This is a genomic window from Bradyrhizobium sp. AT1 (genome assembly GCF_001590795.1).
Classification (GTDB): Bacteria; Pseudomonadota; Alphaproteobacteria; order Rhizobiales; family Xanthobacteraceae; genus Bradyrhizobium.
In genome coordinates, this window is record NZ_JXDL01000001.1 from 1,266,328 (window position 1) to 1,292,936 (window position 26,609).

Annotated in this window: 29 protein-coding genes; 15 read left to right on the top strand and 14 right to left on the bottom strand. The window is 65.6% G+C overall.

All coding sequences use genetic code 11. The annotated features are described in order from the left end of the window. Positions 1-57 precede the first annotated feature (57 nt). Positions 58-993: a cyclase family protein gene (locus SE92_RS05975; protein ID WP_063194898.1), complete on the top strand. Its 936-nt coding sequence runs from the start codon at positions 58-60 to the stop codon at positions 991-993. A 53-nt stretch (positions 994-1,046) separates the two neighbouring features. On the opposite strand, the gene SE92_RS05980 is transcribed toward SE92_RS05975, so the two are convergent. Further along, a complete protein-coding gene (locus SE92_RS05980) occupies positions 1,047-1,262 on the bottom strand; it encodes a hypothetical protein (protein ID WP_063194899.1) in 216 nt (71 codons plus the stop codon). A gap of 46 nt (positions 1,263-1,308) precedes the next feature. On the opposite strand from SE92_RS05980, the gene ruvX reads away from it, so the two are divergent. Both ruvX and SE92_RS05990 read left to right on the top strand, forming a co-directional pair. Continuing rightward, positions 1,309-1,800 (top strand): Holliday junction resolvase RuvX, encoded by a 492-nt coding sequence (gene ruvX / locus SE92_RS05985; protein WP_063194900.1) that lies wholly within the window; start codon positions 1,309-1,311, stop codon positions 1,798-1,800. 3 nt (positions 1,801-1,803) lie between these two features. After that, positions 1,804-2,727, top strand: coding sequence for an AEC family transporter (locus SE92_RS05990; protein WP_063194901.1), 924 nt, complete (start codon positions 1,804-1,806; stop codon positions 2,725-2,727). On the opposite strand, the gene SE92_RS05995 is transcribed toward SE92_RS05990, so the two are convergent. The 3 genes from SE92_RS05995 to SE92_RS06005 are packed head-to-tail and all read right to left on the bottom strand — an operon-like array spanning position 2,724 to position 5,893. Then, the gene (locus SE92_RS05995; protein WP_063194902.1) at positions 2,724-3,488 is read right to left on the bottom strand and encodes a CPBP family intramembrane glutamic endopeptidase; all 765 of its coding nucleotides are present in this window, start codon (positions 3,486-3,488) and stop codon (positions 2,724-2,726) included. The two genes, SE92_RS05990 and SE92_RS05995, sit on opposite strands and share 4 nt — an antisense overlap. A gap of 23 nt (positions 3,489-3,511) precedes the next feature. Then, positions 3,512-5,155: an acyl-CoA dehydrogenase family protein gene (locus SE92_RS06000; protein ID WP_063194903.1), complete on the bottom strand. Its 1,644-nt coding sequence runs from the start codon at positions 5,153-5,155 to the stop codon at positions 3,512-3,514. A 21-nt stretch (positions 5,156-5,176) separates the two neighbouring features. Beyond that, positions 5,177-5,893: a M15 family metallopeptidase gene (locus SE92_RS06005; RefSeq protein WP_063194904.1), complete on the bottom strand. Its 717-nt coding sequence runs from the start codon at positions 5,891-5,893 to the stop codon at positions 5,177-5,179. Positions 5,894-6,171: 278 nt separating this feature from the next. On the opposite strand from SE92_RS06005, the gene SE92_RS06010 reads away from it, so the two are divergent. The 4 genes from SE92_RS06010 to SE92_RS06025 all read left to right on the top strand — a co-directional run bounded on the left by SE92_RS06010 (position 6,172) and on the right by SE92_RS06025 (position 10,411). Continuing rightward, positions 6,172-7,119, top strand: coding sequence for an aspartate carbamoyltransferase catalytic subunit (locus SE92_RS06010; protein WP_028135931.1), 948 nt, complete (start codon positions 6,172-6,174; stop codon positions 7,117-7,119). 5 nt (positions 7,120-7,124) lie between these two features. After that, positions 7,125-8,426, top strand: coding sequence for a dihydroorotase (locus tag SE92_RS06015; protein ID WP_063203367.1), 1,302 nt, complete (start codon positions 7,125-7,127; stop codon positions 8,424-8,426). Positions 8,427-8,500: 74 nt separating this feature from the next. Then, on the top strand, positions 8,501-9,097 hold the full coding sequence (plsY, locus tag SE92_RS06020; RefSeq protein ID WP_063194905.1) for a glycerol-3-phosphate 1-O-acyltransferase PlsY: 597 nt from the start codon (positions 8,501-8,503) through the stop codon (positions 9,095-9,097). 150 nt (positions 9,098-9,247) lie between these two features. Beyond that, the gene (locus SE92_RS06025) at positions 9,248-10,411 is read left to right on the top strand and encodes a patatin-like phospholipase family protein (RefSeq protein ID WP_063194906.1); all 1,164 of its coding nucleotides are present in this window, start codon (positions 9,248-9,250) and stop codon (positions 10,409-10,411) included. 8 nt (positions 10,412-10,419) lie between these two features. On the opposite strand, the gene SE92_RS06030 is transcribed toward SE92_RS06025, so the two are convergent. The 4 genes from SE92_RS06030 to SE92_RS06045 all read right to left on the bottom strand — a co-directional run bounded on the left by SE92_RS06030 (position 10,420) and on the right by SE92_RS06045 (position 13,524). Further along, a complete protein-coding gene (locus SE92_RS06030; protein ID WP_063194907.1) occupies positions 10,420-11,022 on the bottom strand; it encodes a cupin domain-containing protein in 603 nt (200 codons plus the stop codon). A 42-nt stretch (positions 11,023-11,064) separates the two neighbouring features. Then, positions 11,065-11,922: a helix-turn-helix domain-containing protein gene (locus SE92_RS06035; protein ID WP_063194908.1), complete on the bottom strand. Its 858-nt coding sequence runs from the start codon at positions 11,920-11,922 to the stop codon at positions 11,065-11,067. A 70-nt stretch (positions 11,923-11,992) separates the two neighbouring features. After that, positions 11,993-13,234 (bottom strand): amidase, encoded by a 1,242-nt coding sequence (locus SE92_RS06040; RefSeq protein WP_063194909.1) that lies wholly within the window; start codon positions 13,232-13,234, stop codon positions 11,993-11,995. A gap of 8 nt (positions 13,235-13,242) precedes the next feature. Beyond that, positions 13,243-13,524 (bottom strand): DUF6959 family protein, encoded by a 282-nt coding sequence (locus SE92_RS06045; RefSeq protein ID WP_063194910.1) that lies wholly within the window; start codon positions 13,522-13,524, stop codon positions 13,243-13,245. 95 nt (positions 13,525-13,619) lie between these two features. Between SE92_RS06045 and dprA the strand changes: the two genes are divergently transcribed. Then, the gene (dprA, locus tag SE92_RS06050; RefSeq protein WP_063194911.1) at positions 13,620-14,762 is read left to right on the top strand and encodes a DNA-processing protein DprA; all 1,143 of its coding nucleotides are present in this window, start codon (positions 13,620-13,622) and stop codon (positions 14,760-14,762) included. A gap of 79 nt (positions 14,763-14,841) precedes the next feature. On the opposite strand, the gene SE92_RS06055 is transcribed toward dprA, so the two are convergent. After that, on the bottom strand, positions 14,842-15,252 hold the full coding sequence (locus SE92_RS06055) for a winged helix-turn-helix transcriptional regulator (RefSeq protein WP_063194912.1): 411 nt from the start codon (positions 15,250-15,252) through the stop codon (positions 14,842-14,844). An 82-nt stretch (positions 15,253-15,334) separates the two neighbouring features. Here SE92_RS06055 and SE92_RS06060 point away from each other — a divergent pair, with 82 nt between their 5' ends. Next, a complete protein-coding gene (locus SE92_RS06060; RefSeq protein ID WP_063194913.1) occupies positions 15,335-15,943 on the top strand; it encodes an FMN-dependent NADH-azoreductase in 609 nt (202 codons plus the stop codon). Positions 15,944-16,011: 68 nt separating this feature from the next. Here the strand turns inward: SE92_RS06060 and SE92_RS06065 are convergent, their stop codons facing one another. Further along, positions 16,012-16,194 carry a hypothetical protein gene (locus SE92_RS06065; RefSeq protein ID WP_063194914.1) on the bottom strand — a complete coding sequence of 61 codons (183 nt, stop codon included), beginning with the start codon at positions 16,192-16,194 and terminating at the stop codon, positions 16,012-16,014. A 170-nt stretch (positions 16,195-16,364) separates the two neighbouring features. Further along, positions 16,365-17,138 carry an SDR family oxidoreductase gene (locus SE92_RS06070; protein WP_063203368.1) on the bottom strand — a complete coding sequence of 258 codons (774 nt, stop codon included), beginning with the start codon at positions 17,136-17,138 and terminating at the stop codon, positions 16,365-16,367. Positions 17,139-17,260: 122 nt separating this feature from the next. On the opposite strand from SE92_RS06070, the gene SE92_RS06075 reads away from it, so the two are divergent. Continuing rightward, the gene (locus tag SE92_RS06075; protein ID WP_063194915.1) at positions 17,261-17,731 is read left to right on the top strand and encodes a winged helix-turn-helix transcriptional regulator; all 471 of its coding nucleotides are present in this window, start codon (positions 17,261-17,263) and stop codon (positions 17,729-17,731) included. Between the two features lie 69 nt (positions 17,732-17,800). Here SE92_RS06075 and SE92_RS06080 read toward each other — a convergent pair whose 3' ends face one another. The 3 genes from SE92_RS06080 to SE92_RS37050 all read right to left on the bottom strand — a co-directional run bounded on the left by SE92_RS06080 (position 17,801) and on the right by SE92_RS37050 (position 19,058). Next, positions 17,801-18,151: a hypothetical protein gene (locus tag SE92_RS06080; RefSeq protein WP_063194916.1), complete on the bottom strand. Its 351-nt coding sequence runs from the start codon at positions 18,149-18,151 to the stop codon at positions 17,801-17,803. A gap of 113 nt (positions 18,152-18,264) precedes the next feature. Beyond that, positions 18,265-18,477 carry a hypothetical protein gene (locus SE92_RS06085; RefSeq protein WP_063921245.1) on the bottom strand — a complete coding sequence of 71 codons (213 nt, stop codon included), beginning with the start codon at positions 18,475-18,477 and terminating at the stop codon, positions 18,265-18,267. Between the two features lie 188 nt (positions 18,478-18,665). Beyond that, entirely contained in the window at positions 18,666-19,058 is a 393-nt protein-coding gene (locus SE92_RS37050; RefSeq protein WP_245324466.1) for a hypothetical protein, read from the bottom strand. Between the two features lie 73 nt (positions 19,059-19,131). On the opposite strand from SE92_RS37050, the gene topA reads away from it, so the two are divergent. From topA to SE92_RS06115, 5 genes are all read left to right on the top strand, one after another. After that, positions 19,132-21,882 (top strand): type I DNA topoisomerase, encoded by a 2,751-nt coding sequence (gene topA, locus SE92_RS06095; protein WP_063194919.1) that lies wholly within the window; start codon positions 19,132-19,134, stop codon positions 21,880-21,882. Between the two features lie 34 nt (positions 21,883-21,916). Continuing rightward, complete coding sequence (rnr, locus tag SE92_RS06100) at positions 21,917-24,274, top strand: ribonuclease R (RefSeq protein WP_063194920.1); 2,358 nt, start codon at positions 21,917-21,919, stop codon at positions 24,272-24,274. Beyond that, a complete protein-coding gene (locus SE92_RS06105; protein ID WP_063194921.1) occupies positions 24,268-24,708 on the top strand; it encodes a DUF983 domain-containing protein in 441 nt (146 codons plus the stop codon). Before rnr ends, SE92_RS06105 begins: the two co-directional genes overlap by 7 nt. Positions 24,709-24,740: 32 nt before the next feature. Beyond that, positions 24,741-25,490, top strand: a complete 750-nt coding sequence (locus SE92_RS06110) for an NUDIX hydrolase (RefSeq protein ID WP_063194922.1) — start codon at positions 24,741-24,743, stop codon at positions 25,488-25,490. A 221-nt stretch (positions 25,491-25,711) separates the two neighbouring features. Further along, on the top strand, positions 25,712-26,609 hold an 898-nt coding region (locus SE92_RS06115), incomplete at its 3' end, for an NtaA/DmoA family FMN-dependent monooxygenase (protein WP_063194923.1).

The window sequence follows — 26,609 nt, forward strand, 5'->3', positions numbered from 1 at the left end:
GGCCAGCGCAAAACCACAACGAACCAAACATCGACAAAAACATTGGGAGGACTATCGATGCGCAATACCCTCGTGTTGTGCTGCGTCGCTGCGTTGTCGGCGATATCTGGAACTGCAAGCGCACAGGACTGGACCAAATCGAAATGGGGGCCGAACGACGAGATCGGCGCCGCCAACTACATGACGCCCGAGCTCGTGGTGAAAGCCGCCTCGCTGGTAAAGACCGGCAAGACCTACGCACTCGGCATTCCCGTCACGCCGCAGACGCCGGCCTATCCACCGCGCGCATTCAAGCTCACCATCGTACAGCCCGGACAGGCCGGCATTCCCGGCCTCGGGCCCAACAAGGCGACCTATAACGACGACATCCTCGACACCTGGGTCGGCATCGGCAGCCAGCTCGACGGGCTCGGCCATCTCGGCGTCGAGCACGTCTATTACAACGGCAACAAGCTCGCCGACTTCGCCGACCCCAACGGGTTGAAGAAGCTCGGCATCGAGAAGGTGCCGCCAATGGTCACGCGCGGCGTGCTGCTCGACATGGCCGCCTATTACGACACGGACATCGTCAAGGAAGGCACCGCCTTCAATGTCAAGGAGATCGAGGAGGTCGCCAAGAAGCAAGGCGTCGAGATCCGCCAGGGCGACGTCGTGATCTTCCACACCGGTTGGCTCAGCCTGATCGGCAAGGACGACAAGCGCTATTCGGCCGGCGAGCCGGGTCTCGGCGTCGAGGGCGCGAAATATCTCACCGGCAAGGGCGTCGTCGCGATCGGCGCCGACACCTGGGCGCTCGAAGTGCTGCCATTCGAGTCCAAGAACGTGTTCGAGGTCCACCAGATCCTGCTCGCGATGAACGGGACCTACATCCTCGAGAACATGGACACGGCCGCGCTTGCCAAGGACAAGGGATACGAATTCCTGTTCGTACTGGGACAGCCGCGCTGGACCGGCGGCGTGCAAGCGATGATCAACCCGATCGCGATCCGCTGAGCGGCAAGCGCCTCACGGGCGAGGACCCAAGCGCCCTCGCCCACCCCCCGACCTTACCGCGGCCTGAGGTGCCACCGCCGCAGCGCCACGACGGCCCAGATCGCCTCGACCAGGCCGAACGGCCAGGCGCCCTGCAAGAACCCGTAGGCCGAGCCGAGCGCGCAGGAGATTGCGAACAGCAGCACGAACCAATGGCTGCGATCCTCCAGGGCGTAAGTGACCAGCATCGCCGTGACGGCAACCAGACCGAATAATGTCAGCGCATCCATTGTTCCGGGTTCACTCCGCGGCGCGACGCGTGATATGCGCTAGGCCATGCCGGCTCTTATCCTGCCTCTCGTCGATGCTGCAACCCACTGGCCCGCGCGCGGCGCGCTGGTCGGGCTGGATCTGGGCACCAAGACCATCGGCGTGGCCGTATCCGACCCGGACCGGCGGCTTGCCACCGGCGTCGAGACGATCCAGCGCAAGCAGTTCAAGCAGGATGCCGTCCGGCTGCTCGCGATCGCGGCCGAGCGCAAGGCGGCTGGTTTCGTCCTCGGCCTGCCCATCAACATGGACGGCAGCGAGGGTCCGCGGGCGCAATCCACCCGCGCCTTCGCCCGCAACTTTTCCGGCCTGACCGCGCTCCCGATCGGCCTGTGGGACGAGCGCCTGTCGACCGCCGCGGTCGAGCGCGAGCTGATCGGGATGGACGTCAGCCGCGCCAAGCGCGCCGAGGTGATCGACGAGCATGCCGCGATCTTCATCCTGCAAGGCGCGCTCGACCGCCTCGCCAATCTTCGCGCCGCCTCGGGGACTGACTGATCCATGGCCGTCGTGATCGCGGCGCTGCTGCCGGTCTTCATCCTCATCGTGCTCGGCGTGGTGCTGAAGCGCAGCCTGATGCGGCTGGACACGCAATGGCACGGGCTGGAGCGGCTGACCTATTTCGTGCTGTTTCCCATGCTGTTGATCCAGACGCTGGTGAAGGCCGACCTGTCCAAGGTGCCGGTCGCCGGCGTCGGCGGCGCGCTGTTGCTGTCGGCGCTGGCGATGTCGCTGCTTTGCCTGGCGCTCCGCCCTGCCCTGACGCGGCTCGGCATCGACGGCCCGGCCTTCACCTCGATCTTCCAGGGCGCGACGCGTTGGCAGACCTTCGTCGGGCTGTCGGTTTGCGCCAACATGTTCGGCGAGGTCGGGCTGGCGCTCGCCTCGGTGGCGATGGTCGCCATCATCCCGCTCGTCAACGTGTTCAGCGTCGCCGTGCTCGCGCATTATGCCGCGCCGGAAAAACAATCCGGCCGCGCCATCGTCATGACCTTGGTGCGCAATCCCCTGATCTGGGCCTGCGCGATCGGGCTGTTCGTGAATGTCACCCACCTGCCGCTGCCGAAGCTCTGGCACGAGGTGGCGGATGCGCTCGGCCGCTCCTCGCTCGCGATCGGCCTGCTCGTCACCGGCGCCGGCCTGCATCTCGAAGGCCTGCTGCGCCCGAGCGCCGGCGCTGCGATCGGCGTCGTCTTCAAGCTGGTGCTGATGCCGGCAATCGCCCTCGCTCTCGCCGTCTGGTTCGGGCTGTCAGGCGAAAGCCTGGCGATCGTCGCGATCTGCTCGGCGGTCCCGACCTCGTCGAGCGCCTACGTCCTCGCCCGCCAGATGGGCGGCGACGCCCCGCTGCTGGCGCAAATCATCACGCTGCAGACGATCTTGGCCGCGATCACGATGCCGGTGGCGATTGCGCTGGTGGCCTAACTCCCCAACCACATCGTCAGCACCACGGCGGTCAGATTGTTCAGCGCGTGCAGGATTATGGTGAGCCAGAGCGAACCCGCGCGGTAACGCATGTAGCCGAACCACAAGCCGATGGTGAAGACCTCGGCGAGGAAGTAGATGTCGTATTGCAGGTGGACGATCGTCCAGACCAGCGACGACAGCAGGATCGCGCCGGGCACGCGCAAAAAGCTCGCCGACCAGCCGCGAAAGAGGAAGCCGCGCGCCAGGATCTCCTCCGACATCGGCGCGGCCACGCTGAAGGCGAACAGCAGCAACAGTGCTGCGCCCTTGTCGCGGCCCGATTTCAACAGATCGGTCATGAAGCCCGGCGTCGCCTCGCGGCCAAGCGCGCGCGACATCGTCTCCCAAACCACGACGATCAGGATGAGGCCGACCGCACCGAACAACAGCTGCTTCCAGGACGGCCAGTGCAGGGCGAGATAATCGATGAAGGAAGCTTTCTTGATGGCAATGGCGAGCCACACCGCCAGAAGCGTCGCCGGCAGCCCCATGATGACCGAGAGCGCGAGCGCCTGAGGATCGCGGCCGACGAGCTGGAGCGAGGCGAAGTCCATGGGAAGACCACGCTGCGCCACCAACAGGACGACGGCGCCGATCTGTCCGACGAACATCGCGGCGAAGATGAAAAGGCCCCACAGCGCCGTGCCCCAAAACTTCCAGACGCGTGGCGTCGCCGGCGCCACGGTCAGCGGCGGGCGATCGGGATCAAGGGAATCCATCAGGACGCTTTCGTTTGGAACACTCACGGCAACGCCCGCTCCAGCAGCGCACGGACCTCGCCGCTCTCCAGCTCCACGGCGCCGTACATGCTGGCGCGATCGGCTGCAAGACGCGTGCTTGCGAACAGTTCGGCATGGCGCGGAGACACGCCGTTCAGCGCCGCAGCCGCGGCCAGCAGCGCCAGCTTCTCGACCGCCAACCGCGCGACGCGCTCGCCGTCGGCGCGGCGAAACGTCTTGCCGATGAATGCGAACGTCTCCTCCGCCCCCGGCAGGCCCTTCGTCGCGGCCGCGAGCGATTTCAGCACGGCCGTCGCTGCTTCCGGTTCGCGCGAGAGCGCGCGGAGCACGTCGAGGCACATCACGTTGCCCGAGCCTTCCCAGATCGCGTTGACGGGCGACTCCCGATAGTGCCGCGCCAAAATGCCATCCTCGACATAGCCATTGCCGCCGAGGCATTCCATGGCCTCATAGAGGAACGGCGGCGCGCTCTTGCAGGTCCAGTATTTGATCGCGGGCGTCAACAACCGCATATAGGCGGCTTCCGCCGCATCGTGCGGTGTGCGGTCGAAGGCGCGGCAGAGTCGCATGATCAGCGCCGTGCTCGCCTCGACATGCAGCGCCATGTCCGACAGCACCGCCTGCATCAGCGGCTGGTCGGCGAGATGCTTCTGGAACACGCTGCGGTGCCGGGCATGATGCAGCGCATGCGCCAGCCCCGAGCGCATCAGGCCGACCGAGGCGATCGCGCAATCCTGCCGCGTCAGCTGCACCATCTGGATGATGGTGCGGATGCCCTTGCCCTCCTCGCCGATCCTTTCGGCATAGGCGCCGACAAATTCGACCTCGGACGAGGCATTGGAGCGATTGCCGAGCTTGTCCTTCAGCCGCTGGAACTGGATGGCGTTCACCGAGCCATCCGGCGCGAAGCGCGGCATGAAGAAGCAGGTCAGACCCTGCTCGGCCTGCGCCAGCACCAGGAACGCATCGCACATCGGCGCCGACATGAACCATTTATGGCCGGTGATGCGATAGCCATCGCCCTCGCGCACGGCGCGCGTCATGTTGGCGCGCACGTCGGTGCCGCCCTGCTTCTCGGTCATGCCCATGCCCAGCGTCATGCCGCGCTTGTCCCACCACGGCGCGAAGCTCGGATCGTAGCTCCTGGTCGACAGCACCGGCATCACACGCGCCAGCAGGTCCGGCTGCATCGCCAGCGCCCCGACCGAGGCACGCGTCATCGTGATCGGGCAGAGGTGGCCGGTCTCGACTTGCGCCGCCATGTAGAACTTTGCCGCACGAATGACTTCCGCGGCATCGCCCGCAGGTTTGCCATCCGCGGTCCAGGTCGAATTGTGCACGCCGGCATGGGCGCTGTGCGCCATCAGCTCGTGATAGGCGGGATGAAACTCGACCTGGTCGCGGCGATTGCCCTTGGCGTCGAAGCTGCGCAGCTTCGGCGTGTTCTCGTTCGCCAGGCGCCCGCGATCGGCCATCGCGGCCGAGCCCCAAAGCTTGCCAAATGCGGACAGCTCGCGTTCCGCCGCCGCTCCGCCATTGGCTTTCACCGCATCGACCAGCGGCCGATCCACAGTGAACAGGTCGATTTCCTCGAACGGGGGCGACTGGTTGAAGACCTCGTGGGTCGCAAAGCTCGGCTGGGTCATCAGGTTTCCTCGGCGCGGACTTTAGTTCCGGCGCGGCTGGATCGGGAAATCATAGGCTGCCCCACCGGCCCCCGGCAGAGAAAAATGCCACCACTCCTTCGAATAGTTCACAAAGCCTTGCCTGGCCATCGCAGCGACCAGCCGCTTGCGCCAGGCACGCTGCTCCGGCGTGATCGACGGTGCCGCGGTATGGCCCTTGGTGTCGGTGCAGTCGTAGCCGGTGCCCATGTCGACGCTGCCTTCCGGCGCGCGCGCCTCGACCGGCGCGGTGCAATCGGCATAGCTCTTTGACGGATCATATTTGGCGGAGTTGTCGGCTTTGGGATCGACCAGCGTGAGATCGAGCGCGGCCCCGGTCGAATGCTGCGACCGGCTCGCGATGTAGCCGAGGCGGAACAGCTCGGTCTTCGGGATCTTCGGATTGTAGCGCCGCTCGGCGACGGTCTCGTGGCCGTTCTGCGACCACTTGACCATGTCGAGCGAGGCCCGCGCCGGCCGGTAGCAGTCGAACATCTTGAGCGAGAGGTTTTGCGCGGCGAGGTCCGCTTGCACCGCCTTCAGCCGCAGCCCCACCTCCTGCTTCACCACACATTCGCCGGCATTGTAACCGGCGAGCGGACGGCCGACGAAATTGTTCGCGGTGGCGTAGCGGATGTCCTGGATGATGCTGGGGTCGATGTCGCGCAGGTAAACGAAGCCGCCGGGGAGCGATTGGGCGTGGGCTGAGCTCACCGTCATTGCCGCCAGGAACGCCGTCACAATTCTTTTCACGGAATGCCCCACATCGTCATGGCCGGGCATAGCCGTCTGAAGGACGGCGTCGCTTCCGCTCGCCTATGCCCGGCCATCCACGTTTTTGCATCAAAAGCGATAGAAGATCGTGGATGCCCGGGACAAGCCCGGGCATGACGGACAGGTCACGCCACGGCGGCGAAACCGACAGATCAGGGGATAACTCACCGGCCCGGCATTGGCCCTTGCCCACCCCGCCGTCCACGCCTATAGCTCTCGTTTTAATGACATCGAAATCGACCTTCGTCCTCGGCCACCGGCATTTGCTGGGCATCGAGGGCCTTTCCGCGGCCGACATCACCGGCCTGCTCGACCTGTCCGAAGAATATGTCGAGCTCAACCGCCAGGTTGACAAGAAGCGCACCGTCCTGCGGGGACGGACGCAGGTGAACCTCTTCTTCGAGGCCTCCACCCGGACCCAATCCTCGTTCGAGCTCGCGGGAAAGCGGCTCGGCGCGGACGTCATGAACATGTCGGTGTCCTCCTCGTCCATGAAGAAGGGCGAGACGCTGATCGACACCGCGATGACGCTGAACGCGATGCATCCGGACATCCTGGTGATGCGCCATCACGCCTCGGGCGCGGTGGAACTGCTGGCGCGCAAGGTTGACGGTTCCGTGATCAATGCCGGCGACGGCGCGCATGAGCATCCGACCCAGGCCCTGCTCGACGCGCTGACGATCCGCCGCAACAAGGGCCGGATCGAGGGGCTCGTGGTCGCGATCTGCGGCGACGTGCTGCATTCGCGCGTCGCCCGCTCCAACATCATCCTGCTCAACACGATGGGCGCCCGCGTCCGCGTGGTCGGCCCCACCACGCTGCTGCCGCCCGGCATCGAGCGGATGGGCGTCGAGGTCGCGCGCGACATGCGCGAGGGCCTCAACGGCGCCGACATCGTCATGATGCTGCGGCTGCAGCGCGAGCGCATGAACGGCTCCTTCGTGCCGTCATCGTCCGAATATTTCCACTATTTCGGGCTCGACCAGAAGAAGCTCGCCTACGCCAAGCCCGATGCCCTCGTGATGCATCCCGGCCCCATGAACCGCGGCGTCGAGATCGACTCGATCGTGGCCGACGGCGCGCAGTCCCTGATCCGCGAACAGGTGGAGATGGGCGTCGCCGTGCGCATGGCGGTGCTGGAAGCGCTCGCCCGTAACCTGCCGAACGCGTGATGCCGATGCTGACCGATCGCCGCCCCATCCTGCTCGCTAACGCCCGCGTCGTCGATCCCTCCAGGGATTTCGACGGTGTCGGCGACGTCCTGATCGCCGACGGCATCATCCGCGAGACCCGCCGCGGCATCGGCGCGGCCGGCGTCCCCGAAGGCACCGACATCGTCAACTGCTCCGGCAAGATCGTGGCGCCCGGCCTCGTCGACATGCGCGCCTTCGTCGGCGAACCCGGCTTCAGCCATCGCGAGACCTTTGCCACCGCCAGCCAGGCGGCGGCGACCGGCGGCATCACCACCATCATCTGCCAGCCCGATACGTCGCCGGTGATCGACAATTCGGCGACCGTCGACTTCGTGATGCGCCGCGCCCGCGACACCGCCATCGTCAACATCCAGCCGATGGCCGCGCTCACCAAGGGCATGCAAGGCCAGGAGATGACCGAGTTCGGCCTGCTCAAGGCCGCGGGCGCGATTGCCTTCAGCGATGGCACCAGAAGCGTGACCAATGCGCAGGTGATGCGCCGCGCGCTGACCTATGCCCGCGATTTCGACGCGCTGATCGTGCACTTCACCGAGGATCCGGATCTCGTCGGCGAAGGCGTGATGAACGAGGGTGAGTTCGCATCGCGCCTCGGCTTGATGGGCATTCCGAATGCCGCCGAGGCCGTCATGCTCGAGCGCGACATGCGCCTCGTGGCGCTGACCGGCGGCCGCTATCACGCGGCCTCGCTGAGCTGCATCGACTCGCTCGAGATCCTCCAGCGCTCCCGCGACGCAGGCCTCGCCGTCAGCGCCTCGGTCTCGATCAACCATCTCGCGCTGAACGAGAACGACATCGGCCCGTATCGGACGTTCCTGAAGCTGTCGCCCCCACTGCGCACCGAGGACGACCGCCGCGCGCTGGTGGCAGCGGTGGCCTCCGGCCTGCTCGACGTCATCATGTCCGACCACAATCCGCAGGACGTCGAGGTCAAGCGCCTCCCCTTCGCGGAAGCCGCGCCCGGCGCCGTCGGTCTCGAAACCATGCTGCCGGCGGGCCTGCGCCTCGTGCACAATGGCGAGCTGGACCTGAAGACGCTGATCCGGGCGATGTCGACCCGGCCGGCCGAGTTGCTCGGGCTAGCAGGAGGAACCCTGCGCGCCGGCAGCCCGGCCGACGTCATCGTGATCGACCCCGACGTGCCCTGGGTGGTCGATCCCGCCGATCTCAAATCGCCCTGCAAGAACACCCCGTTCGACGAGGCCCGCTTTACAGGCCGCGTGGTGCGGACCATTGTCGGCGGCCGCACGGTGTACGAGCATGTCTGACGTGAAATCCAGCCTCGCGAAATCCAGCCTTGCGAAATCCAGCCTGACGAAGTCCAGCCTTGGGAGCTTCCGCAATGGGGCTTGAAGCCTTCCTGCCGGTGGCCTTCGTCATCGGGTATCTGCTCGGCTCGATTCCATTCGGCCTGGTCCTGACCCGGCTCGCCGGCACGCAGGATATCCGCTCGATCGGCTCCGGCAGCATCGGCGCCACCAACGTGCTGCGCACCGGAAGCAAAGGCCTTGCCGCGGGCACCCTGCTGCTCGACGCGCTCAAGGGCACCGCGGCCGTGGTGATATCGGGCTACCTTGCCGGCCCCAACGCCGCCATGGTGGCCGGGCTCGGTGCCTTCCTCGGCCATCTCTTCCCGGTCTGGCTCAAGTTTAGAGGCGGCAAGGGCGTCGCGGTCTATATCGGCATCCTGCTCGGCCTGTTCTGGCCCGGCATGGTGGTGTTCTGCCTGCTCTGGCTGGCGACCGCCTTCACCACCCGCTACTCGTCGCTGTCGGCGCTGGTGGCCGCGTTCATCACGCCGATCTTCCTATGGTGGTTCGGACACCTCGCGCTCGCAGCATTGTTCGCCGTCCTCACGCTGCTGCTGTTCTACGCGCATCGCGAGAACATCAAGCGGTTGCAAGCGGGCAAGGAAAGCCGGATCGGCGAGAAGGCTTGAAGGCAGGGCATCTACGGATACCCGAGAGACCCTTCTGCATTATATGCCAAATCCTGTTCGCAACTCGCCGCTGACTCGCGGCGGGCAGTAGCGAACAGGTTCCATGCCTGTCATCCTGACAGTGCGAATGGCGTTACGCGGTTGCTCGGAATGGGCGAGAAGATTGACGGCATGCACGATGACGGTGGCTCGCAGGGCACTGCGGCAAGTCGGCTGCTGTCGGCGACCACCATCTGGTCCGATGCGTCCGCGCCGCTTCCAACACCCGCCGCCGTTTCGCCGCCCGCGCCCGTGGTGCCAGCGCCTGCGCCGGTCGAGGTCGTGACGGCCACTGCCCCGGTTGAGCAGATGCGCGCTGGCCCATGGCCTCCCCGAAGGCTCTCGCTCGCGCTGCAAGGCGGCGGCACCTTTGCCGCCTTCACCTGGGGCGTGCTGGAGCGCCTACTGGAAGAGCCGATCGAGATCGACACGATCAGCGGCGCCAGCGCCGGCGCCATCAACGCGCTGCTGCTCGCCTCCGGCCTTGCCGAAGGCGGCCGCGAAGCTGCGCGCAGCCGGCTGAGCCGGTTCTGGCTCCGCCTGATGCACGAGGCCTCGTTCCGCTCGCTGATGCTGGTGGGTGGTTTCTCGCCGGCGGGAAGCTCGGTCGCATTCGGTCCGACGCTGCGCTCCGGCCAGTTCGATCCGTTCGACCTCGATCCGCTCAGGCAGGCGCTGTCGCGCGACATCGACTTTGCCGGGCTGCGCGGCGCCCGCTCTCCAAAGCTGCTGATCGCGGCGACGCGGATCCGCGACGGCCAGCAGCAGATCTTCCGCAACGACGCCCTCACCGCCGACGTCGCGCTGGCCTCGACCTGCCCGCCACTGGTTCACTGCGCCGTCGAGATCGAGGGCGAGGCCTATTGGGATGGCGGCTTCGGCGGCAATCCGCCGTTGCTGCGGCTGGCGCAGGAGACCTCGACGGCCGACGTTCTGCTGGTCCAGGTCACGCCGGCGCGCGACAGCTACGTGCCGATCACCCTCGCCGCGATCGACCGCCGGCTGGACCAGATCGCCGCCAACGCCGCGCTCAATGCCGAGCTCGCCGCGATCGCATGGTCGCAGGCGCATGCCGCGCCGTCGCTGCGCCTCACCAGGATCGCAGCGGAAGATTCCGTTGACGGCCTGGCGCAACGTTCGTCCACCGATCTCGGCCGCGGCTTCATTCGCCTGCTGCACCGGAACGGTCGTCACGCTGCCGAACGCTGGCTCGGGCAAGGCGCGACCGCGACACAGGATGCCGCGCCCGCGCGAGCCGAGCCGGCGCTGGTCTGATCCCTCGCCTACCCGGCAAAGCCCGACCTTGCGGGCGCCGGCGCCTCGCGCAGCGGCTCGATCGCCAACCGGTAGCCGGCAAGGCGCGCGATCGGCGCAAGCACGGCGAACAGCAGTTTTTGCAGCCAGATCGGTGCGCCAGCCAGATACATGTGATCGCGATAGGCGTGTAGCACCAACGCGATCAGCAGGACGTTCGGATCGCCGGCGCTGGAGAACCATTTGGGCTGCGTCATCGTGAGCGTGACGAAATTGGCGAAGAAGCGCAGATGCTGCTGCGCCGGCGTGAAGGAGACCTCGAGCTCGGCGCTGCCGTCGCCGGCATTGGCGAAATAATGCGGTCTGCCACGTGGCACGGTCACGCTGCCGCCGGCCTCCACCACTTGCTCGCGCCCGTCGACGACGAATTTGACGCGACCGCTCCTCACCGCAAAATGCTCGTCCGCGCCGGGATGCACGTGCACGAGCGCGTTGCCGCCGCCCGAGCCGCCCTTTTCGATGATCACGCCGAAACGTGCGACGTCACGGTTGTCGAGCAGTCCGGAGAAGACAAACGTCTCCTTGTTGAACGCATTGCGCAGCCGGGTGCCGCGGACGAATTCTGTCGACATATTGCATCTCCTTGCGAAGTCTGGAGACGCGCTGGTAGCGGCCTAGCTGACGAACGTATTGTAAAAATCCGACGCGGCGAGTTCCTCGTTCCAGGCCTGCATCTTGTCGGTCGCGACACGCCGGCAGAACACCTCCGGCGAGCTTCCCGCGAAAGTGCGGAAGTCGCGGATCAAATGCGCCTGGTCGGTGAATCCGCACGCATGCGCGACATCGGCCCAATCTGCGCCGGAGCGGCGCGCCGCGATCGCCTGCAGCATCCGCTCGATCCGCGCGAACTGCTTCGCGCTCGTACCCGTCTCGGTCTTGAAGCGGCGCTGAAGGCTGCGTTCGCCGATGTCGAGGCCATCGGCGAGCCTACGCATCGAGATCGCCGGATTCCGCCTGATCGCCTGCATCGCCCGTGCAACCAGCGGATCGAGTCGGGTCGGCCTCCGCCTCTGCTCGAGAAAGCCCTGCATGCAGGTGACGCGCTCCGCCGCGCTGCCGGCCGCGGCGAGACGTTCTTCAAGCCGTGCGGCAACGCCGTCGCCGAAGATGTCGGAGATTTCGACGCTGGCGTCGAGCAGGTCGGCGGGCCTGACCCCGAGCACGCGGTCGGCCGCCTCGGGTTTCAACCGCACCAGCACGACACCGACCGGACCGCTCGGCGTCAGCGCCGCCGCGCGGGTGTGCATGCCGTTGACGGTTCGCTTGTAGGCTCCGCGTTGCGAGGCCATCGGCGATCGATAATGCACGATCAGGACCGGCGATGTCGTCGGCAGCACCTTGATCGTGCGCGCGCAGGCGGTCGCGGCATCCGCAAGATCGACGTCACAATAGGTCTCGACGATCTCGCCGAGACTTTCACTCGCGGCGAAGAATTGTGGGCCGCGTGGACCCTGTCGGTGCGGGAGAGTCATGAGTTCAGTTGGTAGCCTTGGCCGCGGCACGGTTGCATCCGCAGCGCTCACATAAAATTGAGGCACACGCTCACGCCCGCGCCAGCGCGTCCTCCAGGAACCACGCCGTCGCGAGTGCGACCGGATCGTTGCCGAAGCGTGCGATCACCTGCACGCCGATGGGCAGGCCGCCCACCTTCAGCACCGGCACGTTGACGCAAGGATTGCCCATCAAGGTCCAGAGCCGGTTGTAGCGGGGATCGCCCGTGGTCGCGAGCGGCTTGGCCGGCGCGGTGCCCGGCGCCGAATAGGTCAGGAGCACATCGACGCCCTCGAACAATTCGCCGAGCTCGCGGCGACCGCGACGGCTGATCCGGCGCGCCTCGTCATAGTCCTTCGGCGTCAGATGAGCGGTCGCATCGAGGCTCGCCCGCAGCATCGGCGCGATCTCGTCGTGGCGCTCCGAAAACTCCCAGGCCAGCGCGCGATGCGCCTCGAAATCCTGGACGATCGGATGGATGCGCCAGGCCTCCTGCACTGCCTCGGGCAGATCGATGGTCTGCACACGGGCACCGGCGCGCTCCGCCGCCTTGATCGCGGCCTGCAGGCCCTCCTCGGCCGCCGGCTCGACGCTGCCAGCGAACTCCTGCCTGACCACGCCGATGCGCGGCGCCTTCGCCGGAACGACGCCGGCAAACTCGGTGCGCCCCGTCATTGCCAGAAGTCCGCGCGCGAGATCCTCCGCGCGCGCGCCGAACAGCCCGACCGTATCGAGCGCCCACGAATAGCATTTGACGCCGACCGTCGGCAGCATCCGGAACGACGGCTTGATCGCAGCAGTCCCGCAATAGGCGGCGGGCCGGATCACCGAGCCGCCGGTCTGGGTGCCTAGCGCCAGCGGGATCATGCCGGCGCCAACGGCTGCCGCGGAGCCCGCGGACGAGCCGCCCGGCGAATGGCCTGGATTGTGCGGATTGAGCGTCGGCGTCGGATCGCGCGAGGCGAACGCCGTGGTCGTGGTCTTGCCGATGATGGTCGCCCCTGCCCGCTTCAGCATCATGACGACGGGCGCATCGGCGCGCGGCTGCCAGCCGCGATAGATTTCCGAGCCCATCTCGGTCGGCATATTGGCAGTGTCGATGATGTCCTTGATGCCGACGGCGATGCCGCGCAGCGGGCCGGCGCTTTGCGCCTTCGCAGCCTTGTCGTGACGGACGAAGGCGCGGACGTCATTCTCCTTGGCCTCGATCGCCGCATGCGATTGGGCGATGGCGGCGTCGGGCGACAACTCGCCGGCTTCGATGCGGCGCTGGAGATCGGCAAGTGAGATCATGGGAATTCCTAAGTGAAGGTGCCGCGGTCGCTAAATGGCAGAGGCAAGCCATGCCCATCCAGCACGGCCTTGTAGTCATTGAGGTACGACCAAAGCCGGTTTCTGAGCCGATTGGCATTCTCGTACGCTTCCGACGAGCGGTCGAGAGCCGAACAGACATCATCTGCCATGCAGCAGAGCGAGCGAAGGGTATCGCCCTGGACCAGCACGCCGGGGAATTGCCGTCCCGGGTGGCGCATCACCGCCGCGTTCGTGGTGTCGGCAAAAATCTCGACCGGAGCGACACGCATTCCAATGCCTCAAAAACTGATCCACTTGGTCCTCATCCGTTTATTTGCGTGTTGCAGCTGGGTCCAGCCTCTTCCATACGCTCCCAGGTTGTTCCATGCTGCGCCCACAAGGAGACGCCGTGGACGCCATCAATCCGAGCGTGGAGCTGACCGAGACTGACAGGATCGACCGCCTGCGGCTGATCCGCTCCGACAATGTGGGCCCGCGCACTTTTCGTTCGCTGGTCGATCATTTCGGCACCGCGCGCGCCGCGCTTGAGCGGCTGCCTGATCTCGCACGCCGCGGCGGTGCGCAGCGATCGGGCCGCATCTGCAGTGCTGACGAAGCCAAGGCCGAGCTCGCCGCGAGCCGCAAATTCGGCATCGCCTGGCTCGCGCCCGGCGAGGACGGCTATCCGAGCCGACTGGCGATGATCGACGATGCGCCGCCGCTGCTCGCGGTGCGCGGCGATGCCAAGGCCCTGATGCGTCCGATGATCGCGATCGTCGGCTCGCGCAACGCCTCCGGCGCCGGGTTGAAGTTTGCCGGCCAGCTCGCGCGCGAGCTCGGTGAAGCCGGCTTCGTCGTGATCTCCGGCCTCGCCCGCGGCGTCGATCAGGCTGCGCATCGCGCCAGCGTCGCGAGCGGCACCATCGCCGTGCTCGCCGGTGGCCACGACTGCATCTATCCGCCCGAGCATGGCGATTTGCTCACGGCGATCCTCGACCACGCGGGCGCTGCGATCTCCGAGATGCCGCTCGGCCATGAGCCGCGCGCCCGCGACTTCCCTCGCCGCAACCGATTGATCTCCGGTGCTTCGCTCGGCGTCGTCGTGGTGGAAGCCGCGCACCGCTCGGGCTCGCTGATTACCGCGCGCATGGCCGCCGAACAGGGCCGTGAGGTGTTCGCAGTGCCGGGCTCGCCGCTGGATCCACGCGCCGCTGGCGCCAACGATCTGATCAAGCAGGGCGCGACGCTGGTCACGGAAGCTGCCGACATCGTCAACGCTGTCGCACCGATCCTGGAGCGGCCGCTGATGATCCCTGCAAGCGAGCCCGACAGCGAGCCGTTCGAGAGCGATCCGCAAGGCCATGACCGCGACCAGATCACCGGCCTGCTCGGCCCTGTGCCGATCTCGATCGACGATCTCGTGCGGATGTCCGGCGCCTCGCCCGCGATCGTGCGCACTGTGCTGCTGGAGCTGGAGCTCGCCGGCAAGCTCGAGCGCCACGGCGGCGGGCTGGTGTCGCTGCTTTGATCAGGCTCGAACTCCTACCCTCCCCTGGAGGGTAAACCGATTGCGCGGCACGCAGCGCGCCTGCTCCTCATTCTCCGCATCAGCCGTCATTGCGCTGATCGAACTTCGTCCGTGCAGCCTCGATCTGCGCCAGATGATCCATCGCCCATTGCCCAAGCGCCTTGACCGGCTGCTGCAGCCCGCGGCCGAGATCAGTCAGCTCGTAATCGACGCGCGGCGGGATGGTTGGGAAGATCGTGCGCGTGACGAGGCCGTCGCGCTCCAGCCCGCGCAGGGTCAAGGTCAGCATCCGCTGCGAGATGCCGTTGATCATGCGCTTCAGCTCGTTGAAGCGTTTCGGGCCGTCACCGAGCATCATGATGACGAACACGCTCCATTTGTCGCCGACGCGGGACAGCACTGAGGCGACCCCGCGGCAATCGGCGTGATCCGGATGGGGCGCCTGTCGGGCAGGCAATTCCGTGTGTGTCGGTTCCAAAGATGTGCCCATGGCTCAAAAAGTGCGTTCTTGCGGGGATTTTGATAGTCACTCATGTAGCTCTGGTTACAAACTTATACCAGGGTGACCCCAAATGAAACTCCTCCATCTCGACTCGAGCGTGCTCGGCCCCCACTCGGTCTCTAGGCAGGTTTCCGCCGCCATCGTCGACCGGCTGCGCCAGGCGACGCCATCGCTGGAAGTGATCTATCGCGACCTGACCCAGACCCCGCTCGCCCACCTCTCCGGTTCGCATCTCGCTGCCGCGCAGGGCGCACCCGCGCCGGCGGAACTCGGCCCCGACCTTGCCGCGAGCGCGGCCGCGCTGGACGAGTTCCTGGCCGCCGACATCGTCGTGATCGGCGCGCCCATGTACAATTTTACGATTCCCAGCCAGCTCAAAGCCTGGATCGACCGCGTTCTCGTGGCGGGGAAGACTTTCAAATATGACGCGAACGGGCCGCAAGGCCTCGCCGGCGCCAAGCGCGTGATCGTCGCGATCTCGAGGGGCGGCTATTACGGCGCGGGCTCACCCGCTGCGGCGCTGGAGCATCTTGAAACCTATTTGCGCGGCGTCCTCGGATTCATGGGGATCCAGAATCCCGAATTCATCATCGCCGACGGCATCCAGGTCGGGCCCGAGCATCGCGAGAAGTCGATCGCCAGCGCGCTTCAGGCGGCAACCAGCCTGCGCGCAGCCTAGAAACGGACGCCGACATCATCAGCCGCCGCCACGGCGGTGGCTGATGACAAGTCGCGCGATCGGCGAAGCTAAAACCAGGCGCCCTGAATACCCAGAATGACGGCGACGAGCGATACGAACAGGCCGATGCCGGCGAAAAGAGCCACTCCCATAAACTCGGACGTATCGGAGCGTTTGGCGGGAACGGCGGAATTTTCGGTGTAAATGCGCGGTGCTGAAATCGGCGGAAAAATGCGAGCTGCCTTTGGCATCACGGGCTCCCTGAAAATGAGTCTTGTGACCCCTGCCCGTAAAAATGTCTTGGCGAAATGCGCGAAGGTTCAATGCCTCACGCAAGGTTCAGCAAAATACAGCCCGGCATAGGCAGGAACCGGCCGGCGCAACCGAGCGCGCCGACCGATTCAATTTTCACTTCACTTGATCAGCCGCGATAGATCGGCGCGCCACTCGGCGAGGCCACCGCGCCGCCGTCGACGAAGATCTCCTGGCCCTGCACATGCGCGGCATCGTCCGAGGCGAGGAACAGCACCGTCTTCGCGACGTGATCGGTTTCGCCGATGCGCCCCAGCGGCGTCGACAGCGCGATCCGCTTCTCGAACGCCTTCTCGGCCTCCGGCGTCGCGGTCGCCGGTCCCCAGATCGGCGTGCGGATCGCGCCGGGCGCGACCACGTTGACGCGGATGCCGCGCGGCGACAGCTCCGAGGCCATGATCCGCGCCATCGCCCGCACGCCGGCCTTCGCTGCGCCGTAGGCGGAATAACCGGGAATGCCGAGCACCGAGATCACCGAGCCGTTGAGGATGATCGAGGCGTTGTCGCTGAGATAGGGCAGCGCCGATTGCACCGTGAAGAACACGCCGGTGAGGTTGGTGCTGATCACTTTCTCGAACACCTCAAGCGTTGCTTCGCCCAGCGGCGTGCCGCCGGCGATGCCGGCATTGGCGAATACGATATCGAACTTGCCGAACTTTTCGGCGCCCTGCTTGATCGCGGCTGCCGTCGCGGCGATGTCGGTGGCATCGGCGGCGAGCGCGAGCGCGTTCGGACCGAGCTCTTTCGCTGCTGCCTCCAGCGTCGCCTTGTTGCGCCCGGTGATCACCACCTTCGCGCCCTCGGCCACGAACAGCTTTGCGGTCGCAAGGCCGATGCCGCTGTTGCCCCCGGTCACCAGGGCCGTCTTGTTCTTCAGTCTCACGTTCGCCTCCATTAGTTTCATCATGAAACTAGATTGCCATCTAGGGCATATGGTTCTATGATGCAACCACACAAGCGAGTGATCGGCGCGGATGTCGTGCGAATACGCAAGGAAAGCCAAAGATGGTGAAGCGAACGAGCTTTGAGGGCGATGCCTGCCCGATCGCGCGGTCGCTGGACGCGCTGGGCGACTGGTGGTCGCTGCTGATCATCCGTGAGGCACTGTTCGGCCTGCGTCGGTTCGGCGAATTCCAAAGCAAGCTCGGCATGGCCAAGAACATCCTGGCGGCGCGGCTGCGCTCGCTCGTCGACCGCGGCATTCTGGCAACCGCCCCCGCCTCCGACGGCAGCGCCTATCAAGAATATGTGCTGACGCCGAAGGGCCGCGGCGCCTTCCCGATCCTGGTGGCGCTGCGGCAATGGAGCGAGGAGTTCGACGACCACCCAGAGGAAATCGCGACCATTTTGGTGGATCGCGAAAAAGGCCGCCCGGTGAAGAAGCTGGAAATGCACGCCGAGGATGGGCGGCTGCTCAGCCCCGCCGACACCACGCTGAAGCCGCGGCCGGCACCGCGACGGCGGTCGGCGTCATGATCCCAAATGGTGGCCTCATGTTGTTGCGAGCCTGTGCGGCTCCAGGCGCGGCACATGTGGAGCCCGACATCAGCTCATGCTTCCTGGCAGAAAGCACCGCACTTTCGGGTGTCCGTCGAGGTAATGCTTCCACACCATGGTCCAGCCGGCGCGATTGGGCTGCTTGACGACGGCAGCTTCAGGTACATCCACCCATTCATTGTCGATGCGAACGCGATAATGCACGCCATCGGTGTCCCAATCCGGATCGGAAACGATGTATCCGTCGGCATTTGTGCAGCACTGTCCGAATTCGCTATGCAAACTCTCGAACCACGACTTGAGCGGTGAGCTGGCGTAACGGCCGTCGTCGCGGCCGACGGCCGGCGCTCCCAGGACGATCACCGCGAACAGTGGCACAACGCGTTTCACCCTGAACATGCTTGTCTCCACGACTACTCCGCAATGGCCGTGCGCATGCGAGCACGCACCCGCACCGCTTCGCCTGCTGGATTGTGTCAGTCGCATCTACGAATTGGCGTCGAGCGCGTCCGTCATCTCGCCGACACAAGGCTGCTTTGCATCGGCCCTTCGGCGAGGGCCAGCTCGAAGCCGTGCTTTCTGCCCTCTGCGAAGCCCTGCGCAATCATGCGTACGACCATATCGGTCTCGTCAGCCGTGAGCCGCCTGAGGGAGCCCCACGACCTCAGGATATGGCGGGCTCGCGCCAAATCCGTTGCCACGAACGGAAGCGGTTTGATCGACATCTCCGCAAACCTCAGTTTCGCGAAAGCCAAATCTACCACAGCCCGAATTGCTCTAGGCATGCATTTTGGGCGCCGAATCGGGATGTTCGCCTGATCAACCGCATGTCGTCGCGCTGGTAGGCCCCCTTCAGAGCATCAGGACACGACGCTGCGCTGCGCACGTTTCCGAACTTCCGCTGAACCCACCCTCACGACAGCTTGCGCTTGCTCCGCAGCCTCAAATGCTCGTCGGCTTCCAGCTGCGTCATGCCCAATAAATAATGTAACACGTGCAGCTTGTGGCGCTCGGCGAGCTTGCGCAGGGCAGCCGTCTGCTCGGCAATGAAGGCCACCGCCTCATCGGCCCCGCCTTCGCCCGGTTCCTCGTGACGCGAGCCTCCCGGCGCGCCTGATGCGGCGCGCGCCCGTTTCTTTCCCGGCCTAGTCACCAGACCCCACCCGAATCCATGCCCCGAATGAGAATACGCCGATAGCGGCCGCAACTCCAAGGTGGTATTTTGCAACTTTCTCGATATGAAACTTTTCCCATCCGGGCGGCTTTCAACACCCTTCGATTTGACAGGAACGGACTCACCACCCATGTTCGGGTCGAAACGGCCGACCCGAGTCCTTTCGTTTTCGGCCCCATATTTTCCCGTAAGTTACTGGAACTACATGAATATCGTCATTGTGGAGTCGCCGGCGAAAGCCAAGACGATCAACAAATATCTGGGCTCGTCCTACGAGGTCCTGGCTTCGTTCGGCCATGTTCGCGACCTCCCCGCGAAGAACGGCTCCGTCGATCCTGACGCCAATTTCAAGATGATCTGGGAGGTCGACCCCAAGGCGGCCGGCCGGCTCAACGACATCGCCAAGTCCCTGAAGAACGCCGACCGCCTGATTCTCGCCACCGACCCTGATCGCGAGGGCGAGGCCATCTCCTGGCACGTGCTGGAGGTTCTGAAAGAGAAGCGTGCGCTCAAGGACCACAAGATCGAGCGGGTGGTGTTCAACGCAATCACCAAGCAGGCGGTCTCGGACGCGATGAAGCACCCGCGCCAGATCGACGGCGCGCTGGTCGACGCCTATATGGCGCGCCGGGCGCTGGACTATCTGGTCGGCTTCACCCTCTCCCCCGTGCTGTGGCGCAAGCTGCCGGGCGCCCGCTCGGCCGGTCGCGTGCAGTCGGTGGCGCTGCGCCTGGTCTGCGACCGCGAGCTCGAAATCGAGAAGTTCGTCGCGCGTGAATATTGGTCGCTGATCGCGACCCTCTTGACCCCGCGCGGCGATGCGTTCGAGGCCCGCCTCGTCGGCGCCGACGGCAAGAAGATCCAGCGCCTCGACATCGGCACCGGCGCGGAAGCCGAGGACTTCAAGAAGGCGCTGGAGACGGCTGCCTACACGGTGACCGCCGTCGACGCCAAGCCGGCCCGGCGCAATCCGCAGGCGCCCTTCACCACCTCGACGCTGCAGCAGGAAGCCAGCCGCAAATACGGCTTTGCGCCGGCGCACACCATGCGCATCGCCCAGCGCCTCTATGAAGGCATCGACATCGGCGGCGAGACCACCGGACTCATTACTTATATGCGTACCGACGGCGTGCAGATCGATCCGTCCGCGATCACCCAGGCGCGCAAGGTGATCGGCGAGGATTACGGCAACGCCTACGTGCCGGACGCCCCCCGCCAGTACCAGGCCAAGGCCAAGAACGCGCAGGAAGCGCACGAAGCGATCCGCCCGACCGACATGTCGCGCCGCCCCGACAGCATGAGTCGCAAGCTCGATGCCGACCAGGCGAGACTTTATGAGCTGATCTGGAAGCGCACCATCGCGAGCCAGATGGAATCGGCCGAGCTCGAGCGCACCACCGTCGACATCACGGCGAAAGCAGGCTCGCGCACGCTGGAGCTGCGCGCCACCGGCCAGGTGGTCAAGTTCGACGGTTTCCTCGCGCTCTACCAGGAAGGCCGCGACGACGAGGAGGACGAAGACTCCCGCCGCCTGCCCGCGATGAGCCCGAACGACGCGCTGAAGCGGCAGAGCCTGTCCGTCACCCAGCATTTCACCGAGCCGCCGCCGCGCTTCTCGGAGGCCTCGCTGGTCAAGCGCATGGAAGAGCTCGGCATCGGCCGGCCCTCCACCTATGCCTCGATCCTCCAGGTGCTGAAGGACCGCGGCTACGTCAAGCTCGAGAAGAAGCGCCTGCACGGCGAGGACAAGGGCCGCGTCGTGGTCGCGTTCCTCGAGAGCTTCTTTGCCCGCTATGTCGAATACGACTTCACGGCCAATCTTGAAGAGCAGCTCGACCGCATCTCCAACAACGAGATTTCCTGGCAGCAGGTGCTGAAGGATTTCTGGACCGGCTTCATCGGCGCGGTCGACGACATCAAGGAGTTGCGCGTCGCCCAGGTGCTCGACGTGCTCGACGACATGCTTGGCCAGCACATTTATCCGCCGCGCGCGGACGGTGGCGACATCAGGCAGTGCCCGAATTGCGGCACCGGCCGGCTCAATCTCAAGGCCGGCAAGTTTGGCGCGTTCGTCGGCTGCTCGAACTATCCGGAGTGCCGCTACACCCGCCAGCTCGCCGCCGACAGCGAGCAGACGGCCGACCGTTCGCTCGGCCAGGATCCTGAAACCGGCCGCGACGTCTGGGTCAAGGCCGGCCGGTTCGGCCCCTACATCCAGCTCGGCGAGCCCAAGGATTATGAGGAAGGCGAGAAGCCGAAGCGCGCAGGCATCCCGAAGGGCACCTCGCCCGGTGACGTCGAGCTCGAGCTCGCGCTGAAGCTGTTGTCGCTGCCGCGCGAGATCGGCAAGCATCCGGAAACCGGCCAGCCCATCACCGCGGGCCTCGGCCGCTTCGGGCCGTTCGTGAAGCACGAGAAGACCTATGCCAGCCTGGAAGCCGGCGACGAAGTGTTCGACATCGGCCTCAACCGCGCGGTGACGCTGATCGCGGAGAAGGTCGCCAAGGGCCCGAGCCGCCGCTTCGGCGCCGATCCCGGCAAGGCGATCGGCGACCATCCCACCCTCGGCACCGTCACCGTGAAGAGCGGCCGTTACGGCGCCTATGTCACGGCCGGCGGCGTCAACGCGACGATCCCCGCCGAGTTCGAAAAGGACACCGTCACGCTGCCGCAGGCGATCGCGTTGATCGACGAGCGCGCGGCCAAGGGCGGCGGCAAGACCAAGGCCAAGAAGGCGGCGAAACCGGCCAAGGCTAAGAAGACTGCAGCGAAGGCTGCGGACGGCGAGGACACGCCGCCGAAGCCGAAGAAACCGGCCGCGAAGAAAGCCGCGTCCAAAACCAAATCCGAATCCACCAGCAAGGCGCGCGCCGCCGTGTCGTCGACCGCAAAGACGTCGCCGACCAAGTCCGCCGCCACCAAAGCTCCGGCCAAGAAGAGTGCCGGCAAGACCTAAGTGGCAAGACTTGAGATCAAGAATTAGAGGTTAAGTGAAACGCAAGAATGACCATGGCTTTCCCGACAGGCAAGCCATCGTCGCCTTCATCAAGGCAAATCCAGGAAAGGTCGGGACCCGCGAAATTGCACGCGAGTTCGGCCTGAAGAACGCCGATCGCATCGAGCTCAAGCGCATGCTGCGCGAGCTCGCCGACGACGGCACCATCAAGAAAAAGCGCCACAAGGTGTCCGAGCCGGACACGCTGCCGCCGACGCTGGTCGCCGACATTACGGGGCGCGACTCCGACGGCGAATTGATCGCCTCTCCCACCGAATGGGACGAGGTCGAGAGCGGCGAGCCGCCCAAGATCCGCATCCTGATGCCGCGCCGGCCGAAGCCTGGCACCGTCGCCGGCGTCCGCGACCGCGTATTGTTGCGCGTCGAGCCGAGCAACGAGAGCGAAGGTCCGGCCTATCGCGGCCACGTCATCAAGGTCTTCGACAAGGCCAAGAGCCGTATCCTCGGCGTGTTCCGCGCACTGCCTGAAGGCGGCGGACGGCTCATCCCCGTCGACAAGAAGGCCGCCGACCGCGAGCTGAACATCGCCGCAGCCGATACCCACGGCGCGCAAGATGGCGACCTCGTCAGCGTCGACATCGTGCGCACCCGCAGCTTCGGCCTCGCTTCCGGCCGGGTCAAAGAAAAGCTCGGCTCGGTCAAGTCGGAGAAGGCGATCAGCCTGATCGCGATCTACGCCCACGACATCCCGCTACAATTCTCGCCGGCAGCCGAGCGCGAAGCGGATGCCGCGGAGCCCGCGAACCTGAAAGGCCGCGAAGACTGGCGCGACGTGCCGCTCGTCACGATCGATCCGCCGGATGCGAAGGATCACGACGACGCGGTGCACGCGCAGCCCGACGACGATCCCAACAACAAAGGCGGCTTCATCGTCAACGTCGCGATCGCCGATGTCAGCTTCTACGTCCGGCCGGGCACCGCGCTCGACCGCGACGCGCTTGATCGCGGCAACTCGGTCTATTTCCCCGACCGCGTCGTGCCGATGCTGCCCGAGCGCATCTCCAACGATCTCTGCTCGCTGGTGCCCGGCGAGCCGCGCGGCGCGCTCGCGGTGCGCATGGTGCTCGGCCCCGACGGCCGCAAGCGCTCGCATAGTTTCCACCGGATCCTGATGCGCTCGGCGGCGAAGCTCAGCTACGCGCAGGCACAGGCCGCGATCGACGGACGGCCGGACGATACCACCGGCCCCCTGCTCGATCCGATCCTGAAACCCCTCTACGCGGCTTACGCCTGCGCCAAGCGCGCGCGCGACGAGCGCGATCCGCTCAATCTCGATCTGCCCGAGCGCAAGATCCTGCTGAAGAGCGACGGCACCGTCGACCGCGTCGTGGTGCCGGAGCGTCTCGACGCGCACAAGCTGATCGAGGAGTTCATGATCCTCGCCAACGTCGCCGCGGCCGAGATGCTGGAGAAGAAATCGCTCCCGCTGATCTACCGCGTGCACGACGAGCCGACCTTGGAGAAGGTCCACGCGCTCGCGGAATTTCTGGCGACGCTCGACGTTCCCTTCGCCAAATCAGGCGCGCTGCGTCCCACCACCTTCAACCGCGTGCTCGCCCAGCTCGAAGGTCACGACTACTATCCGCTGGTCAGCGAAGTCGTGCTGCGCGCCCAGGCGCAGGCCGAATATTCTTCCGAGAATTACGGCCATTTCGGCCTGAACCTGCGCCGCTACGCGCATTTCACCTCGCCGATCCGCCGTTATGCCGACCTTGTCGTGCACCGCGCTCTGGTCCGCGCCCTCGGCCTAGGCGAAGGCGCCCTGCCCGACAGCGAGACGCCGGAAAGCCTTGGCGAAGTCGCCGCCCACATCTCGGTGACCGAGCGGCGCGCGATGAAGGCGGAGCGCGAGACCGTGGACCGCCTGATCGCGCACCACCTCGCCGATCGCATCGGCGCAAGTTTTCAGGGCCGCGTCTCCGGCGTCACCCGCGCCGGACTCTTCGTCAAGCTGGCTGAAACCGGCGCCGACGGATTGATCCCGATCCGATCCCTCGGCACGGAATATTTCAACTATGACGAGGGCCGCCATGCGTTGGTGGGCACGCGCAGCGGCACCATGTATCAGCTGGGTGACATCGTCGATGTCCGCCTGATCGAAGCCGCCCCCATCGCGGGTGCGCTGCGCTTCGAGCTGCTGTCGTCCTCCAGCGAGACGAACCCGCGCGAGCGCAGGCGCCCTGGTCCACAACGCCGCCCCTCGTTCAAGGCCCATCCCGGACGCAGCCCGGATAAAAAACGCAAGCCAGCGAAGCCAAAATCCGGCAAGGGCAACAAGAACAAGGGAAAACCCAAGGGAAAAGCCAAGGGCAAAAAGGGCAAAGCATGGTGACGATGAGCACGGCCCCAAAAATCTGGACGCGCGAGACGGGCCTCGTGGAGAAGCGCGATCTCTGGACGGCGATGAAGCGCGGCTTCCGCGGTCGCTGCCCGCGCTGCGGCGAGGGCAAGCTGTTCCGTGCCTTCCTGAAGACAGCGGACAATTGCTCGAGTTGCGGCCTCGATTTCACGCCGCACCGCGCCGACGACCTGCCCGCCTATCTCGTCATCGTCATCGTCGGCCACATCGTGGTGCCGGCCGTTTTGTGGATCGAGACCAATTACACCACGCCGGTCTGGATCAGCTTCGCGGCCTATCTGCCCTTCACCTTCGTCGCCTCGCTCGCGCTGCTGCAGCCCGTCAAGGGAGCTGTGGTCGGCCTGCAATGGGCTCTGCGCATGCACGGGTTTGACGAGAACCCTCCGGATGGTATTCCGCCTGTGTAAGCAAATGATCAAAATGCGTTCTGGGTGAGGACATGACGGACACGTCGCAGGCGGCCGAAAAGGCAAAAATTCACGAGGGCAAGGAAGCCGACCATCATCCCTATTTCCGCCCGAAGGATGCGGCGACACTGATCCTGGTCGATCGCAGCAGCGCGATCCCGAAGGTCCTGGTCGGCAAGCGCCACGACAAGGTGGTGTTCATGCCCGGCAAGTTCGTCTTCCCCGGCGGCCGTGTCGACAAGGACGATTATCGCGTGCCTGTCGCGGCGCCCGTCACCGCGGAGCTCGAGGCCAATCTCGCCAAGGGCAGCCCGAAGACCCCGGCCTCGCGCGCGAAGTCGCTCGCCATCGCTGCGATCCGCGAAGCCTGTGAGGAGACCGGTCTCTGTCTCGGCCGCAAGGCTGAGATGAAGGCGAAGCTCGAAGGTCCGTGGAAGCCGTTCGCCGATGCGGGCCTCTTGCCCGATCCCTCCAGCCTGTTCCTGATCGCGCGCGCGATCACCCCGCCCGGCCGCGTCAAGCGCTTCGACACCCGCTTCTTCACCGCCGATGCCTCCGCGATCACCCACCGCGTCGACGGCGTCATCCATGCCGATGCGGAGCTGGTCGAGCTGGTCTGGGTCGAGCTCGGCTCGAAGCCGCTGGCCGATCTGCATCCGATGACGCGCAACGTGCTCAACGAGCTCCACACCCGCCTTGCCACCGGCCCGCTCCGCCACGACGCGCCGGTGCCGTTCTTCCATTTCTACGGCGGCAAGATGCAGAAGGATGTTTTAGGCTAGGTATCCCTGTCATTCCGGGGCGCGCCACTTGGCGCGAGCCCGGAATCCATTGGGCGACATGGACCGCTGAGAAATGGATTCCGGGTTCGCGCTACGCGCGCCCCGGAATGACGTGCTGAAAGAGCTTCGAAAAACGAAAAATTCTTCCCGCCTCCCCCAATGGCGGAGCTTCCCAGCGTGCCTATGTCTTCCCGAGCGTCACCAAGAACGGACACCGGGCGATGGCACAACGGCAACTCAAGCTTGGCGCGTTCATGCGCCCGATCAGCATCCACACCGGCGCCTGGCGCTATCCCGGGGCCTGGCCCGACGCCAATTTCAACTTCGCGCACATCAAGCAGCTGATCCGGAAGCTCGAGGCCGGCAAGTTCGACGCCTTCTTCATGGCCGATCATCTCGCCGTGCTGAACATGCCGATCAATGCGCTGAAGCGCAGCCACACCGTGACCTCGTTCGAGCCGTTCACGCTGCTGTCGGCGCTCTCAGCCGTTACCGAGCGGATCGGCCTGATCGCCACAGGCTCGACCACGTTCGACGAGCCCTATCACGTCGCGCGCCGCTTCGCTTCGCTCGACCATCTCAGCGGCGGCCGCGCCGGCTGGAATATCGTCACCACCTCGAACCCGGATGCGGCGCTGAATTTCGGCCTCGACGACCACATGGAGCACGCCGAGCGCTACAAGCGCGCCCGCGAGTTCTACGACGTCGTCACGGGGCTCTGGGATTCCTTCGCCGACGACGCCTTCATACGCGACGTCGAGAGCGGCCTGTTCTTCGATCCCGCGAAGATGCACACGCTCGACCACAACGGCAAATATCTGAAGGTGCGCGGCCCGCTCAACATCGCCCGTCCCGTGCAGGGCTGGCCCGTCATCGTGCAGGCCGGCGCCTCGGAAGACGGCAAGCAACTCGCGGCCGAAACGGCGGAAGCCGTCTTCACCGGCGGCGGCAGCCTCGCCGACGGCCAAAAGCTCTATGCTGACATCAAGGGCCGCATGGAGAAGATCGGCCGCGATCCCGAGCATCTCAAGATCCTCCCCGGTGCCTTCGTCGTGGTCGGCGACAGCGTCGACGAGGCCAAGGAGAAGCGCGCGCTGCTCGACAGCCGCGTGCATTACG